Origin of the sequence: Bradyrhizobium sp. Ash2021, from assembly GCF_031202265.1 — a bacterium.
GTDB lineage: Bacteria > Pseudomonadota > Alphaproteobacteria > Rhizobiales > Xanthobacteraceae > Bradyrhizobium.
Genome location: NZ_CP100604.1, coordinates 1,310,906 through 1,326,019, shown reverse-complemented (window position 1 = coordinate 1,326,019; position 15,114 = coordinate 1,310,906). Strand labels below are relative to the sequence as shown.

Sequence of the window (15,114 nt, the reverse complement as noted above, 5' to 3'; positions counted from 1 at the left end):
TCAACCTGAGCACGACATGGCACCTGCTCGCTTCTGCCTTGTTGCCGCGCTGTCCGCCGCGCTTGCCTCGTGGACTTTCGACAACGCGCGCGCCGCGGCCACCGATTGGGTGGGAGACGGGCATGCGGCCGTGCGCCTGATCACGGCAACCGAAAACCTCGCCACCGCTTCGGCACTCGATGCCGCGCTGGAATTCCGCTTCGGCAACGGCTGGCACGGCTATTGGCGCACTCCCGGAGACGCAGGCGTCGCGCCTGATATCGACTGGTCGGGTTCGGACAACGTCGCGGGTGGCGAAGTCGCATGGCCGGCGCCACATCGCCTGGTCATCGAAGAATTGCAGAACAGCGTGTACGAGAAGCAGGTCGCGCTCCCGATCAAACTATCCCTCAAGCACACCGGGCTGGCGACGAAGATCCGGGCCATGATCGCCTATGCCGCATGTTCGGATGTATGCGTGCCCTATCAGGCCGAACTCTCGCTGTCGCTGCCGGCCGGGAACGGAACGATTTCCGCCGAGGCCTCCCTCATCGAGCAGGCCCGCAGATATGTTCCGGGAACAACGCGGGCCGCCGGGATTGAAGTCGTCGCCATGCACATCGAGAGTAACACGTCCGGGCCCAGGCTCGTCGTCGATTTGCGCAGCGAAAACACACCGTTCGTCCGGCCGGACCTCTTCGTCGAGGGTGTCGGCAGCGGGATTCCGGCGGCGCCAGAGGTCGATCTTGGCGACGGCGGCAAAGCCGCCCGCCTGACCGTTCGCCTCCCGGCACAGCCTAAGGCCGAACGTCCTTTAACGCTGACATTGACCGACGGCGAACGTGCAGCGGAATTCGAGTTTCCGGCCAACACGCCCCGATCCAAGCGGTGAAAAAAGCGGATATGCCGCCGGATCGATGAGACCGCCGCCATGTGACGCGATCGGGGCCGTGCGTGATTCGAACGGACATTGCGTGGTCGGTTCGCCTCACTACAGGGCTCCGAAGTATTGGGATAGCCGTATCAAGGCAAGGCTCAAGAGCGCGATGAAGCCGGAAGCTGCCGCGCACAGAACGATTGGCCTCATTCCCCTGGATCGGATATCGGAAAACTTCGTTCCGAGGCCGATTGCCGCCAATGACACCGTCAGGACAAACGCCGTTAACTTGCTTGCCGCAACGTTCAGAACGGCTGGATGCGGAATCGTGCTGTTCCCGATCACAAGGAGGATGAATGCGACCAGAAACCACGGAAGCAGTGCAGGCTTCGCGGTTGATTTTATCTCCTGATCCCGACCACGACCGATTCCCGGAGCTCGTCAGTCCGCGGTTCCGGGAAATCATCGCTCATGGCCGCAAGACGAATACCGCCGCCTAGCGGGAAGCGCTCGAGAATGCGGCTTTCTTTCGCGACCACATCGCCGCCCTCCTTCACCCCCGATCAATTATCCTTGCGCCTGTCACCGACGGTGTAGCGCCGCCGTTTTCCGATCTGACCGGCAGCCAAATGCTCCAGAGCCTCTGGAGCATCACAGGCATGCCGACCATGGCCGTTCCATGTGGGCGCGACGGGGCCTTCCAATCGGCGTCCAACTGATCGCGGCGCGTTACCGCGAGAACTTCCTGCTTGGCGTATCCGAGATGCTGTCGGGGATGATCTCCCTGCCAACGCCAGCGACAAACTGACTGAGGCCTTCCACCCCCTGCTAGAGAGAGCTCCATGCCCATCGACCGTCGTAGATTCCTCGAAATTTCTTCCAGCATCGCGGCTTCCGGGATACTCACCTCGGCTGCTGCCGCGGCCGACGCGAAGCCTGCCATCAAGGCGATCGCCTTCGATGGCTTTCCAATTTTTGACCCGCGCCCCATCTTCGCGATGGCCGAAGAGTTCTTTCCGGGCCGCGGGGCGGAATTGTCCAACGTCCGGCGCATCCGGCAATTCGAATACACCTGGCTGCGCACCACGGCACAGAAGTATCGGGACTTTCTCGGCGTCATCGACGACGCGCTCGTTTTCGCGACCAAGTCGCTTGGCCTGGAGATGAGCGATGAAAAGCGGAAAGCCCTGGTCGACGGCTATCTGCACATGAAAGCCTGGCCCGATGTCGCACCCGCACTCGCCAAGCTGCGAGAAAATGGCATCCGCCTCGCTTTCCTGAACAATTTCACGCCGGCGATGCTCGACGCCAACATTCGCAACGCCGGCCTCACGGACTTCTTCGAGCACAGGCTCAGCACGGACGCTGTCGGCGTCTACAAGCCTCACCCGAAGGCCTACCAGATGGGTATCGATGCCTTCAACCTGAAGCGCGAAGAAATCCTGTTCGCAGCCTTTGCTGGCTGGGATGCGGCTGGCGCAAAACGGTTCGGCCATCCAACATTCTGGGTCAATCGCCAAAAGCAGCCCCCCTGAACAACTCGGTGTCCTTCCTGACGGCGAAGGCAGCGGCATGAGCGACCTGCTCCGATTTCTGTCGTACTGACGAATCACCCTCTCTAGTCCCGGAAATGGAAGAGTTGGCCGGCACAAATCGCGTGCATCATCAACGACAAGGGATATCGCCGCCGCAATGCGCCGCCCAAACCTCAGTCGAACGCCGAAATCTTTTTCGGGCAACGTAACAGATACGCGGTACCACACGTAGCTCATCTCCGGGTGGGCTCGTCCGACAGAACAATCGTTCGTGCGGCGATACCGCCGTGGACGATCAACCTTTTGGAGGACTACAATGAAACTTGCTTCAAAGTCTGGCGCGACAATCGCCGCCGCTGCAGCGGCCCTCTTCCTTGCCGGTGCGACTATGACTCCCCAGACGGCGCATGCCGCTGACGGAAAATGCATCGGCGCCAACGCGTGCAAAGGCCAGAGCGCGTGCAAGGGTGGCAACCACGCTTGCAAGGGTTTGAACGCCTGCAAAGGTCAAGGCTTCGCCGAGACCACCAAGGCGGATTGCGTTGCTGCCAAGGGCAAATTCAAGGCCTCTTGACCTTCGCAGCGGGATCGTGGCTCGACTTGGGTCGAGCCACGGTTTCTGAAGCAGAATAGACCGATTTGCGAATTTCGCGCGACCGAGGGATCGCAACGGAGAGAGACACTCGACGCAATAATCAGATTCAACCCGTCGATAGGTAACACAAGTCACCGCTCGCGCGTACTTCATTACGACCGCAAGTACCCCGAACCGATGGCTATATGCGCGCGACCACTTTCGAACCTAACCCGACGGCCCGCATTGGCGATCTGGCGCCGGCGGAGGCCGGTGTTGCTCCAGCCGGCACCGCTTGCCGCGAATTCGACCCCTGCCAGCCAATTCGCTTGGATTCGAGAACGCAACCCATGACCAGAGGTGCGCATCGGCTGCACAGGCGAGCTTGAGGAAATCGCGTTGAACGCCGAATCTGAAGTTCACGTTCTTGAGCGGCTGAATGGATTACTTCAGATCGATCCACACGATCCTGGCGCTTTGATCGAGAAAGGCGCCCTGCTTCATCGGCTCGGCAAGGCCGAGGAGGCGGCATTATGTTTCGAAGCCGCCTGCCAAATCGCCTCCAACAATGAGCTGGCCCTGACGAATCTGGCAGTAGCGCTCGCGGAATCGGGAAAACGCCATGACGCGGTCGTGGCTCTTCGAAGAGTTGTGGGCATCAACCCCGGGAATCATCACGCCCGACATCAGCTCCGACGGTTGCTGTCGATGATCGTTCCGTTCTGGCACCCTCGGATGCTGAACGATGCAGGTCGAAATGATGCGTTCGAGAGAGCGATTCGGGTTGCTCTGGAGAAGGAAAGCCAGCGGGCTCGCATTCTTGACATCGGAACGGGCAGCGGCTTGCTGTCGATGATGGCAGCCCGCGCGGGCGCCACAAGCATTGACACCTGCGAGAGGGTGCAAGTTATTGCGGAAGCTGCCGAACAGATTATCGCGGCAAACAACTTCCAGGATCAAATAAGGGTCATTCGCAAATCGTCCGATGAGCTTGTCGTTGGGCGGGATATCGAGGAACGAGCCGATATCCTTATCTCGGAAATCGTCTCGAGCGACCTTCTCGCCGAGGGGGTGCTGGACACGTTTCAGGACGCGCATTCGAGACTAATCCGACCAAATGCGACCATTATCCCCCAGGCCGCGGCTGCAGTCGGATGTCTCGTCGAAAGCGCCATCCTGCACAGATATGCATTCGTGTCCGACGTATCGGGATTTGACCTGTCGCCATTCACCGCTCTAGCCCCGCTCCGCCTCCCCGTTCACGGAACGATGACATCCTGGCGCAGACTGTCCCGCGATTTCGAGATCGTCCGTATCGACTTGACGGCTCCAACGTTCGGATCCGAGCTTTCCAACATCGCGATCAAGATAACCGCCGATGGCGAGGCCGTTGGCGTCATTCAGTGGATCAGCCTGGATCTGGCCGAGGGCGTGAAATTCTCCAATCATCCGGATGGCAATTTCGACGGTGGATGGCTTCAGATTTTGCACACGTTTCCGCGACCAATCTCGGTTGCAGCGGGAGAATGGCTCGAATTGATAGTCGGCCACGATCGCGCCAGCATCATTGTGAGTCCGGCAAATCTCTAATTAAGGTCGGCCATGAACCTTGAAGGTAGCAAAAGCGCTTCGATACAGGATACTGCCACGAAATTGTCGGTGACCGAGGGGGCTGTCAGAGTGGCGTTGCACCGCGGGTTAGCCAGTCTCTTCGCCAGGTGCAGGGAGTCTTGAAGATGGACACCGAACAACTTATTCGGTCCTTGGCCGTTGACAACGGCAGTCATGCATCGCCGATCTGGTTCTCTCTGACACAGTCATTGCTTGTTGCCGTGCCGGTTACCAGCCTGCTTTTCTTTCTGGTACTGGGCTTTCGGTCCGATATTGCGATAGCTATCCACAATCCGTTTTTCGGCCTGAAGTTTGCCGTCACAACGACGCTGGCAATCTCGACGCTTGTCCTCGGCTTGCATCTGGCACGGCCAGAAGCAACGCTTGGATGCCGCGCGTGGCCGTTGCTGATACCGATCGGGCTTTTGGCTGCCGGGATAGTTGGTGAAATGATGTTGCCGCAGGGGCTTTCAGCATTGACACGTCTGGTCGGCACCAACTCGCGGATTTGCCTTGCTGCCATCCCCTTGATGTCGCTGCCACTCCTGACGGCTACATTGGCAGGGCTGCGCCAGGGAGCCACCTCGCACCCAGCGCGCACGGGCGCCGTAGCCGGACTATTTTCCGCTGGGTTAGCGGCGACATTCTATGCTTCGAACTGCACCGACGACTCGCCGCTCTTCGTCATTACCTGGTATTCGCTTGCCGGAGCCATCGTTGCTTCGCTGGGGGCACTGGCGGGGAACAAGGTATTGCGGTTTTGACGCACGCTGAACGGGGCGGCTTCGCATCGGAGCACAGATTGCTGGCGCTTCCCGCAAGCAGGTGCACGTCGCCGGATCGAGACAGGCACTGAGAATCGAGCGATGAAGGGATCGAAGCATTCGGTTTGTGCACCTCGAGATCGACGAGGAGGCTGGCGCCCACGTCGAGCTCATCTTCCGATACTATGCGGCCAAGCAGCAGAACTTGATGGCGGTATCGCCAACCGTTGTCCAGACACCGTATCTTGATCTGATCAAAGAGATTGGAGATCTTCTCAAGTACCGTCGGCGGCGCGACGCTCAGGAGTCTCCACGCACTCTTCCAAGCGAGCGTCTCTCGCACCCCCTGCTCGCCGAGCGCGGTCCCGACCACCCGTCGCATGCGGCGCTCCCATTCCTCGTTGTCGAGACTCTTGATCGAGAGCAGATCCACAAGAACCTTGCGCGAGGCTGCATCAGCTAAGAGCTTGGGCTCGACCTGATAGATGCTGTCGATATTCGTCGTCGCGCCGTCAACGACCGCGTCTTGCGCCGAGACGAGTTTGCCGGCGTCGGCGAGAACGATCTCGGCTTTGCGAACGCGCTCCCTGAAGGACCACCACTCCCGCGACTTGCTCAGGGCAGCGACGAGCGCCAAGCATGCAATATCGTCTGGAACAGTCGGAGCGCATGCCGCTTCGAGCCACCAGCAAATATCGCGCTCGCTGAGCTCCTGCTTGGACCGGGAGCGCAGTTCTCTCAAGCGGGACATGCGCTGGCGCTTCAGGCAAGAGGGGTGAATGACTTTGGTGAGCGCATCTTCGTCCTTCACCAACGGGAGCCATCGCTCTACGAGCATCTGATCTTCCAAAGGATGCAGAGATATCACGTGTGGCCTCTGCGCGCGTTGCATAGTGAGTGTGGTAGACGAGCTCGGTTTTGAGCGTGTGAAAGAAGCTCTCCATCGGGGCATTGTCATAGCAGTCGGCCTTGCGGCTCATCGATGCCCTCAAGCCGGCGGACTGCACGACCTTGCGGTATTCCGCCGAGGCGTATTGGGCGGATTCAACCGGTCGTCGCAACACTCGTTGTTTGGCTCACTCGGAGGAATTCGTCGAGAGTTTCCGCCGGTGTTTTCCAGCCGAGGGTTTTTCGGGGCCTGGTGTTGAGTGCAATGGCCACGGCCTCAAGGTCATCGGCATTGTGTGCGCTGAGATGGCCATCCGCAAGGCCACCAGCGGCAGCTCGGCACGCAAATGATCCGCCATCGCCCAGCCGACGATCCTGCGGCTGTAGAGATCCATAACGGCGGCCAGATAGAGCCAGCCCTGATCGGTCTCGACATAAGTGATGTCGGCGAGCCATATCCGGTTCGGTGCAGTGGCGGTGAAGTTGCGGCCGATCAGGTTCGGAGCGATCGGCAAGTCGTGGCGGCTGTCGATGGTCCGCACCCGGCGTGGCCGCGCCATGATGGCCCTGATACCGTGATAACGCATCAATCGCTCGATGCGACCGCGGCTCACCCTGCGGCCTTGCGCCTTCAACTCGACGTGGATGCGGGGGCTGCCATAGCGTCCGCAGGTATCGCGATGGACCCGTCTGATGTCTTCGACGAGCTCACGATTGGCGGCCGATCGCCGGCTCTCCAGGCGCGTGCGCCAGGCATAATAGCCGGCCGGCAAGACGGCGAGCACGTCGCACAGGATCGTCACCGGGTAGTCAGCGCGGCGATCTTCGATGAAGCGGAATCGTAACCCTCCGGTGAGAGCCGCCTTCCGGGCGGCAACCTTTCGAGCGATAGTTTGCAGATTGATTTGCAAGCAAACGAGCAAACGTGAGCAAGGTTTCGGTTCTATCTGGTCCGGAGCGGCGGCGGCGATGGACCACGGTCGAGAAGCTTCGGATCGTCGAGGAGAGCCAGGCGCCTTCGGCCCGCGTCATCGAGGTGGCGCGGCGGCATGATGTGCATCCCAATCTGCTAACCGTTTGGCGGCGGCAGGCGCGAACAGGCGCCTTCGAACCCGCGCCGACGTTGCGGCAGGAGGACGCGGTACAATTTGCGGCAGTCTCGGTTGCGCCGGAGCAGCCGGCATGGACGTCCCGCGCTGGAACTGGTGGAACGATCGAGATCGCGTTTGCGAGCGGAGCGCAGCTTCGGATCACGGGCGCGGTCGATCCCGCGACGTTGACGGCGGCGGTGGCAGCGCTGTCGGGGGGACGGGCCCGATGATCCCGTTGCCGACTGGAGTGCGGGTGTGGCTTGCGACGGGCCATACCGACATGAGGAAGGGCTTTGCGAGCCTGGCACTCCTGGTTCAGGAGATGTTGCAGCGCGATCCGCTGAGCGGTCATCTGTTCTGCTTCCGGGGCCGGCGCGGCGACCTGTTGAAGGTGATCTGGCATGATGGCCAGGGCGCCTGCTTGTTCACCAAACGGCTGGAACACGGCCGATTCCTGTGGCCGAGCGTCGCCGACGGCGTAGTGACGATCTCACCGGCGCAGCTCGGTTATCTGTTGTCGGGGATCGACTGGCGCCATCCGCAAGAGAGCTGGCGTCCGACGTCGATGGGGTGATGATTCTGCTTGCGGCTATCGATGGATGTGATTCCATCGGACCGTGACCGACAGTTCTGAATCGCTCCCCACCGATCTTGCCACTGCGCATGCGATGATCCTCGCCGAGCGCGCCGCGCGGATTGAGGCGGAAGCGCTGGCTGCAAGGGCGCAGGCTGAGGCCGTGAGTGCCGAGGCCGACGCCGCCCATGCAAGAGCGGATCTGGCGAGCACGGAAGCGCTGATCAGCCATTACAGGCTCGAGATCGAGAAGCTGCGGCGCCAGCTTTATGGCACCCGATCGGAACGCACGGCACGCCTGCTGGAGCAGATGGAGCTTCAGCTCGAGGAGCTGGAAGCATCGGCCACCGAGGATGAACTGGCGGCCGAGCAGGCGGCGGCGAGATCTCAGGCCGTCCAGTCGTTCCAGCGCAAGCGGCCATCGCGCAAGCCATTCCCCGATCATCTGCCGCGCGAGCGCATCGTGATCCCGGCGCCGGCCAGTTGTCCCTGCTGCGGCTCGAGCCGGCTGTCGAAGCTTGGCGAAGACATCACCGAGACGCTGGAAGTTGTCCCGCGGCAGTGGAAGGTGACCCAGACCGTGCGCGAGAAGTTCTCTTGCCGGGCCTGCGAGAAGATCGCCCAGCCTCCGGCGCCGTTCCATGTGACGCCGCGGGGCTTCGCCGGGCCGAACCTGCTGGCGATGATCCTGTTCGAGAAGTTCGGCCAGCATCAGCCCTTGAACCGGCAGAGCGAACGATATGCCCGGGAAGGCGTCGACCTGAGCCTGTCGACGCTGGCCGACCTGGTCGGCGCGTGTACGACCGTGCTGCAGCCGCTGCGCGAACTGATCGAGGCGCATGTGCTCGGTGCCGAGCGCCTGCACGGCGACGACACAAACGTGCCGATCCTGGCGAAGGGCAAGACGATCAAGGGACACATCTGGACCTATGTCCGCGACGACCGCCCCTTTGGCGGTCGGGCGCCACCGGCGGCGCTGTATTATGCCTCACGCGACCGGAGGCACGAACATCCCGTGCGGCATCTGAAGGCCTTCAGCGGTATCCTGCAGGCGGATGCCTACAACGGCTACAATGAGTTGTACGATCCCTCGCGGGCGGAGGGGCCGATCACGTCGGCGCTGTGCTGGGCCCATGCCAGGCGGCAGTTCTTCGAACTGGCGGACATCGCCGCCAATGCAAGACGAGGCAAGAATGCGGGAGCGATCTCGCCGATCGCACTGGAGGCAGTCAAACGCATTGACACCCTGTTCGAGATCGAGCGCGGCATCAACGGCCTTGCCATGGAAGAGCGGCTGGGCATCCGCAAGGAACGGAGCGCGCCACTCCTGGCCGCGCTGGAAGCGTGGCTGCGTGAGCAGCGCTCCCGCCTCTCGAAGTCATCCCCGGTCGCCGAGCCGATCGACTACATGTTGAAGCGCTGGGATCGGTTCGCTCGCTTCATCGACGATGGGCGGATCTGCCTCACCAACAACGCAGCGGAGCGTGCCCTGCGCGGCTTTGCCCTGGGCCGCAAATCCTGGCTGTTCGCGGGCTCCGATCGTGGTGCCGAGCGTGCTGCCGTCATGGCCACCTTGATCATGACGGCTAAGCTCAACGACACCGACCCGCAGGCCTGGCTTGCCGATATGCTCGCCCGGATCAACGACCATGCCGTCCACAGGCTGGATGAGCTTCTGCCCTGGAACTGGCGAAAGCCTATGCCAAGCCACGCCAAAGCCGCGTGAGCCAAGAGGACACATGAGATCGAGCGGTTTTTCCGCAGCAGAAAAATCGGCGGTGACCGCTGCCTGCCAGCACCTGATCGACGACTTCCTGAAGCCCCGCTTCCTGCCCACCATTCGGCCGACGCAGTTCAACTATCCGGTCGATATCCTCGGCAAGTGGCACGGCACCAAGTATCGCTTCATTCAGCGCTACCGCTCCGGCTTCCCGGAGAATCTCGGCGAAGAGTTTGACGCGCCCTTCGCCCGCCTCGACCGGATTAACCGCGATCGCTTCGACCTCCAGTGGCACCGCCACACCGGAGAATGGTTCTGCCTGTATCGCGGCCTTACCCTCGCCGAAGCGATCGACGCGCTAAAGTCCGATGGATTGTTCCATCCCTTTTGAACACCGCAGGTCCAGCTACCCCGCGGGGCTCACCGGGTGGATACGCTGCTTCCGTCGCTTCTTTCGGATATCAAAAATTTCTCGGTCCTGATCATGGTCATCTGGAACGCAAGTTCGTCACATTATATGATAGCTCGAATCTCTATAGAGGAGAGCGCTTGTGGCGAATGCAGGTGTGAGAGGCCGGCCGATCGCGCCGTTGGTTCTGAGTCCGCAGGAGCGGGTGTACTTGGAGAGGCAAGTTCGTCGTCATCGTGTTGCCCGGTCGCTATCTGAGCGATGCCGCGCGATCCTACGATGTGCGGATGGATTGCCAAGCAAGTCTGTGGCTGCCGAACTCGGCCTCCACGAACATACCGTTGGCAAGTGGCGCCGCCGATTTTTGAAGGATCGCTGTGATGGCCTGCTTGACGAGGCCCGTCCTGGCCGTCCTCGAACCATCAACGACGATCAAGTTGCTGCCGTGATCGAGCGGACATTGCGTACGACGCCGACCGATGCGACACACTGGTCGATCCGCTCGATGGCCGCGGAAACCGGCTTTTCCCACACCACGATCCGCCGAATGTGGTCGGCGTTCGGCTTGCAGCCGCACCGTAGCCAGACATTCAAGTTGTCGAGCGATCCGCTGTTCGTCGACAAGGTGCGCGATATCGTCGGCCTTTATCTGTCCCCGCCGAACCGAGCCCTTGTCCTCAGCATCGATGAGAAAAGCCAGATTCAGGCACTCGATCGCGAGCAACCGGTCTTGCCGATGATGCCTGGCGTGCCGGAACGTCGTACGCACAGCTATGCCAACGCACTAGGGTCTCGGGGCGGATGATTGTGAGAACCTGAAGGATCGACGGGAACCAGCGATAGACCTGGACGAAGAACCAGCGATCGCTGTTCGTAAGCTGGGCCCTCCCCCTTACCCTGCGTCGCAAGACAATAAGTTGCCGAAGCGCCGCATTCTCGGTTCCAAGCCGGCTCTTCGACTTGAATGGTGAAGCCGGTGCGGCCAGAACGAAGCAGACCAGCGCGATCATCGCGCCAATTTAGCCGCTTCTATCGCTCGATAAACTGGGATAGGGTTTTCGGTACACACAGGGGCCCCGGAGACTGACCAACACTGCCGAGCGGTCATATTCCGCTTGGGCGGCGTTGTGCCGTTCGCGCTCTGAATATGCGCTTTATACCCTTCGTCTCCCAACCCCGGAGTTCTGCCACAATCAAACTGACCCACTTCTTTTGCGCTTTTGCGCCCCTTCAAACAAGGGGTTACGCCGGCATTGTAGCTTGCAGACAGTCCCCGCGAGCGGCAAATTAGAGAGCAGAAAAAAGATTGAATAAGGTAACAACGGCACCCATCGCTCCGAATAATCATAACGAGCCGATCGTGGCTCGATTTCAGGGAGATGATCGCATGGATCGCAATTCGTTTACTTTGGTCCTGGCGGGTTCGCTGGCTTCCGCCCTTGCGGCGATAGCAACACCGGCCTCGGCGCAGGATACCGGCAAGGAAAAATGCTATGGCGTCGCCCTCAAAGGACAGAATGATTGTGCAGCCGGTGCGGGCACTTCATGCGCTGCGACGTCGAAGGTCGACTACCAAAAAAATGCCTGGAAGCTGGTACCAGCTGGCACCTGCACCAGTATTGTAACCCCGAACGGTCATGGCTCGCTTAAGCCGGATAAGGCTTAGTCCCGATCCTGAGATGGCGCGGGTCAACTTGCGCCACTGCGCTCCATTTTGATCGAAAGAGAGTCGTTGTGAAGTCATCTCAGCTTCCCTGCCTTTCGGGCGTCGGATTTAAGCCTGAGCATTTTTCGGCGATCAATTCCGAACGACAGCCAATCGGTTTCTTCGAGGTGCACGCGGAGAACTATATGGGCGCAGGCGGACCGCCGCACGCGCGGCTTAGTCGCTTGCGTGAAGACTACTCGTTGTCGATTCACGGCGTCGGTTTGTCGATCGGCTCGATGCAAGCGCTCGACCAGGATCATCTCCAGCGATTGAAGGGCCTATGCGGACGCTATGAGCCTGAAAGCTTCTCCGAGCACCTCGCGTGGTCCAGCCACGACGGCATCTTTCTAAACGACCTCTTGCCGCTGCCTTACACGAAAGCGACGCTGGCACGTGTCGCCGAGCATATTGACCAAGTGCAAAGTGTGCTCGGCCGCCAGATGTTGCTTGAAAATCCCGCCACCTATCTCTTCTTCGAAGAGAGCACGATCCCGGAAACCGCGTTTCTAACAGAGCTCGTCGGCCGGACAGGCTGCGGTCTGTTGCTCGATGTCAACAATGTCCTGGTTGCTTGCATCAATCACAAGTTGGACCCAAGCAAATATCTTGCCGATTTTCCGATAGAAGCAGTCGGCGAAATCCATCTCAGTGGGCATTCGGAAGCCCTGGATGACGTCGGTGCGCCGCTGCTGATCGATTCGCACGATACGCCTGTGACGGATCGTGTATGGAGTCTCTACTCTGAAGTGATCTCGATGACCGGTCGGATCGCCAGCCTCGTCGAGTGGGATAACAACGTACCCCATTGGCCCTTGTTGCGGCAGGAGGCGGCGGCGGCGCAGGCTGTCCTCGATAGCGCCGCACAACGCGTCGCGGCTTGAGCAACGGTCATGTCCATCGCAACGCAGGGCCGGTTCGCAGGTGCCCTCCTCGACCTCGACCAACCTGTTCCCGGCGGGCTGACCGCTTGGAATCTCGCGCGTCCCGAGCGCCGTTTTGGCATTTATCGAAACAACGTGAGGGACGGGCTTGTTCGCGCGCTCGCGTCTCGATTTCCGGTTGGCGAGACAATTGTCGGGGAAGCGTTCTTCGCTGCGATGGCGCGGGCGTTCATCGCACTGCACCCGCCAAGATCGCCAATGTTGCTCGACTATGGCGATGACTTCGCCGACTTCGTGGAGACCTACCATCCGGCGGCAGGGCTCAGCTATCTGCCCGATGTGGTGAGGCTCGAAGCGGCCCGCGGCAAGGCGTATCATGCCGCGGACCTGTCGCCGCTTGAACCCGCTATTCTCGCGGAGTTCGATCCCAATACTCTCCCGGCCATCACCCTTGCTTTTCACCCGTCGGTGTCGCTGGTCAGGTCGGTCCATCCGATCGTAACGATCTGGGCAATGAATGCTGGCGAACTGAAATTGGCACCGATCAAGACATGGATCGGTGAGGACGCCCTGGTCGCCCGCCCTCATCTCACGGTCCTCGTTCAGCGACTTCCTCCCGGGGGAGCGGTATTTCTCACTGCACTGATGACGGGAGCGACGCTGGGTGCCGCAGTTGAGGCGGCACTGGCCAACGCCAACGGATTCGATCTCGTCGCAAACCTTGCTGGCCTGCTGCGCAGCGGCGCCGTAGCAACCATCAAATAAACTGCCGAAAGAGAAAAAATGGATCAGGCTCGAACGGTCTCAAGCGTTGTACCGCATGCAATATCAGAAAAGGTCAACGGCCTGATCGGACTCTTCAGTGTCATCCCTCACGATGTCATCGCACTGATCGCACGCATCTCGGTGAGCGCTGTGTTCTGGCAATCCGGGCAAACCAAGCTGGATGGCTGGCACGTTTCCAGCAACGCGGTCTATTTGTTCCAGAACGAATACAAGGTGCCCTTGATTGACCCTTTGGTAGCCGCACATGTTGCTGCCCTCAGTGAATTTTTATTCCCAGTTCTGCTGGTCATTGGTTTGGCAAGCCGGTTTTCCGCTCTCGCCCTGCTCGGTATGACGCTGGTCATCGAAATCTTCATCTATCCTGAGGCCTGGCCGACGCATGGCACCTGGGCCGCCTGCTTTCTTCTGGTGATCGCTCGTGGACCTGGGCTCTTTTCACTCGATCACTTGGTTGCGCGCAAGCTCGGCCGCTCCTGATCTATCCTCGCCTGGCGCGCCGGTCGCGTTGACGTGATCGGTGCGTGAACATTTTCGAGGACCGCCCCTGTAACAACCGGACTGAGTTTACGAATTTCCTCAGGAGAAGGTGTTTTCGCGAAAGCGATCCCGGCTCGACGGTTGAGACATCTCCAGGTTCGTAATGAAAGCAGCGTCTCGCATCGTGCCGAGTAGCTGCATTAACTAGGACAGTGATAACATGAAGATCAAGCACACACTCATTAGGCTAGCGACTGCGGTTGCCTTCGTGACGGGCATTGTTGCAGGTGCTCCGGCGTTCGCAGCCGGACCCGGACCGGAAATAAACGCCACCATCACCGGACTCGCCTTGCGCGGCTATGACCCGGTTGCCTATTTCACCGACGGCAAGCCGGTCATCGGCGACTTCACCATCACTGCCCAGCAGGACGGAGCGACCTATCGCTTCGCCTCAGAAGATCATAAGGCGCTCTTCCTGAAGGATCCGGCCAAGTATCTGCCGGAATATGGCGGTTTCTGCGCGTTCGGTACGGCTAAAGGCTACAAGGTCGACGGCGATCCGACTGTTTGGAAGATCGTCGACAACAAGCTCTATCTCAATCTCGCCCCCGCAGTGGCCAAGCGCTGGGATGAAGACATTGCTGGCAACATCAAGTCCGCCAACTCAAATTGGACGGACGTCAAGAACAAGGCCCCGAGCGAACTGCAGCATTAAAACACGCTCGACCTACTCGATACGGGGGCGGGGTTGTCGTGCTGCAACGACGAAAGCGCGTTACGGTTCGGCCGGACCGCCCCCCAAAACGACCCTGACAACGCAGCTGCTCTTTCGCGCCAGCTAATTGCTTGAAAGCTTGGTGGTGCGCGCGGTACCAACCGGTCTCAGCGGCGGCAATGAGCGATCCAATGAAATTCGGCGCTCGGGTCCAAGGGCCATGCAATAAACGACAGTGTCGGTCAAGCGAGCGAACTCGGTCAGGTACCTCGCGGTGTGTAAGGGGGGGCGGATCGTGCTAGGAAGCGGATCAGCGAGGGATTGTTCGTCCAGGTTTGACTGCTCCCTTAGTTGCAGAAGCGTGAAAACCCACAAGATACGATGATCGACAGTCATAACAAAGGCTTGGCAGACGGAATATGACGGTCTGGAAGTGAAATCTCCGCCGCCGAATTTGGCAACTTGCCCGCGACGTTCATGCTGGCTCGGCGAAACTACGTCGGCACCGGATGCCGACCCGGCGAT

General features: G+C 60.2%; 15 protein-coding genes and 6 pseudogenes. 16 read left to right on the top strand and 5 right to left on the bottom strand.

The window, feature by feature from the left end:
- Positions 1 to 16 precede the first annotated feature (16 nt).
- Positions 17 to 871: a protein-disulfide reductase DsbD domain-containing protein gene (locus NL528_RS06265; RefSeq protein WP_309181821.1), complete on the top strand. Its 855-nt coding sequence runs from the start codon at positions 17 to 19 to the stop codon at positions 869 to 871.
- Positions 872 to 970: 99 nt separating this feature from the next.
- On the opposite strand, the gene NL528_RS46950 is transcribed toward NL528_RS06265, so the two are convergent.
- Positions 971 to 1,210 (bottom strand): hypothetical protein, encoded by a 240-nt coding sequence (locus NL528_RS46950; RefSeq protein ID WP_375144041.1) that lies wholly within the window; start codon positions 1,208 to 1,210, stop codon positions 971 to 973.
- 488 nt (positions 1,211 to 1,698) lie between these two features.
- Between NL528_RS46950 and NL528_RS06255 the strand changes: the two genes are divergently transcribed.
- The 4 genes and pseudogenes from NL528_RS06255 to NL528_RS06240 all read left to right on the top strand — a co-directional run bounded on the left by NL528_RS06255 (position 1,699) and on the right by NL528_RS06240 (position 5,340).
- Entirely contained in the window at positions 1,699 to 2,391 is a 693-nt protein-coding gene (locus NL528_RS06255) for a haloacid dehalogenase type II (RefSeq protein WP_309181819.1), read from the top strand.
- A 973-nt stretch (positions 2,392 to 3,364) separates the two neighbouring features.
- Positions 3,365 to 4,555, top strand: coding sequence for a 50S ribosomal protein L11 methyltransferase (locus tag NL528_RS06250; protein WP_309181818.1), 1,191 nt, complete (start codon positions 3,365 to 3,367; stop codon positions 4,553 to 4,555).
- 30 nt (positions 4,556 to 4,585) lie between these two features.
- Positions 4,586 to 4,699 (top strand): annotated as a pseudogene (locus tag NL528_RS06245) (RNA polymerase subunit sigma); the annotation flags it as partial.
- 2 nt (positions 4,700 to 4,701) lie between these two features.
- Positions 4,702 to 5,340, top strand: coding sequence for a DUF1109 domain-containing protein (locus NL528_RS06240; RefSeq protein WP_309181817.1), 639 nt, complete (start codon positions 4,702 to 4,704; stop codon positions 5,338 to 5,340).
- Here the strand turns inward: NL528_RS06240 and NL528_RS06235 are convergent.
- The 4 genes and pseudogenes from NL528_RS06235 to NL528_RS06220 form a co-directional block, all read right to left on the bottom strand.
- The gene (locus NL528_RS06235; protein ID WP_309185368.1) at positions 5,264 to 6,154 is read right to left on the bottom strand and encodes a hypothetical protein; all 891 of its coding nucleotides are present in this window, start codon (positions 6,152 to 6,154) and stop codon (positions 5,264 to 5,266) included. The two genes, NL528_RS06240 and NL528_RS06235, sit on opposite strands and share 77 nt — an antisense overlap.
- Before the next feature lie 58 nt (positions 6,155 to 6,212).
- Positions 6,213 to 6,380: pseudogene (locus NL528_RS06230) on the bottom strand (IS3 family transposase); the annotation flags it as partial.
- A 4-nt stretch (positions 6,381 to 6,384) separates the two neighbouring features.
- Positions 6,385 to 6,534: pseudogene (locus NL528_RS06225) on the bottom strand (IS30 family transposase); the annotation flags it as partial.
- A gap of 41 nt (positions 6,535 to 6,575) precedes the next feature.
- Positions 6,576 to 7,139: pseudogene (locus tag NL528_RS06220) on the bottom strand (IS3 family transposase); the annotation flags it as partial.
- Between the two features lie 14 nt (positions 7,140 to 7,153).
- Between NL528_RS06220 and NL528_RS06215 the strand changes: the two are divergent.
- The 11 genes and pseudogenes from NL528_RS06215 (at position 7,154) to NL528_RS06165 (ending at position 14,589) form a co-directional block, all read left to right on the top strand.
- Complete coding sequence (locus NL528_RS06215) at positions 7,154 to 7,549, top strand: transposase (protein ID WP_309181816.1); 396 nt, start codon at positions 7,154 to 7,156, stop codon at positions 7,547 to 7,549.
- Positions 7,546 to 7,893, top strand: a complete 348-nt coding sequence (tnpB, locus tag NL528_RS06210) for an IS66 family insertion sequence element accessory protein TnpB (RefSeq protein WP_309181815.1) — start codon at positions 7,546 to 7,548, stop codon at positions 7,891 to 7,893. The genes NL528_RS06215 and tnpB overlap by 4 nt, the downstream gene beginning before the upstream one ends.
- A gap of 94 nt (positions 7,894 to 7,987) precedes the next feature.
- Positions 7,988 to 9,619, top strand: coding sequence for an IS66 family transposase (locus NL528_RS06205; RefSeq protein ID WP_309184817.1), 1,632 nt, complete (start codon positions 7,988 to 7,990; stop codon positions 9,617 to 9,619).
- Between the two features lie 13 nt (positions 9,620 to 9,632).
- Positions 9,633 to 10,004 (top strand): hypothetical protein, encoded by a 372-nt coding sequence (locus NL528_RS06200; protein WP_309181814.1) that lies wholly within the window; start codon positions 9,633 to 9,635, stop codon positions 10,002 to 10,004.
- 160 nt (positions 10,005 to 10,164) lie between these two features.
- Positions 10,165 to 10,797 (top strand): annotated as a pseudogene (locus tag NL528_RS06195) (IS630 family transposase); the annotation flags it as partial.
- A 612-nt stretch (positions 10,798 to 11,409) separates the two neighbouring features.
- A complete protein-coding gene (locus tag NL528_RS06190; RefSeq protein WP_309181813.1) occupies positions 11,410 to 11,688 on the top strand; it encodes a DUF2282 domain-containing protein in 279 nt (92 codons plus the stop codon).
- A 68-nt stretch (positions 11,689 to 11,756) separates the two neighbouring features.
- The gene (locus tag NL528_RS06185) at positions 11,757 to 12,611 is read left to right on the top strand and encodes a DUF692 domain-containing protein (protein ID WP_309181812.1); all 855 of its coding nucleotides are present in this window, start codon (positions 11,757 to 11,759) and stop codon (positions 12,609 to 12,611) included.
- A 9-nt stretch (positions 12,612 to 12,620) separates the two neighbouring features.
- A pseudogene (locus tag NL528_RS06180) lies at positions 12,621 to 12,848 on the top strand (DNA-binding domain-containing protein); the annotation flags it as partial.
- Between the two features lie 21 nt (positions 12,849 to 12,869).
- Positions 12,870 to 13,376 (top strand): hypothetical protein, encoded by a 507-nt coding sequence (locus tag NL528_RS06175; protein ID WP_309185367.1) that lies wholly within the window; start codon positions 12,870 to 12,872, stop codon positions 13,374 to 13,376.
- An 18-nt stretch (positions 13,377 to 13,394) separates the two neighbouring features.
- Complete coding sequence (locus tag NL528_RS06170) at positions 13,395 to 13,874, top strand: DoxX family protein (protein WP_309181811.1); 480 nt, start codon at positions 13,395 to 13,397, stop codon at positions 13,872 to 13,874.
- A 220-nt stretch (positions 13,875 to 14,094) separates the two neighbouring features.
- Complete coding sequence (locus NL528_RS06165) at positions 14,095 to 14,589, top strand: YHS domain-containing (seleno)protein (RefSeq protein WP_309181810.1); 495 nt, start codon at positions 14,095 to 14,097, stop codon at positions 14,587 to 14,589.
- Positions 14,590 to 15,114: the final 525 nt, after the last annotated feature.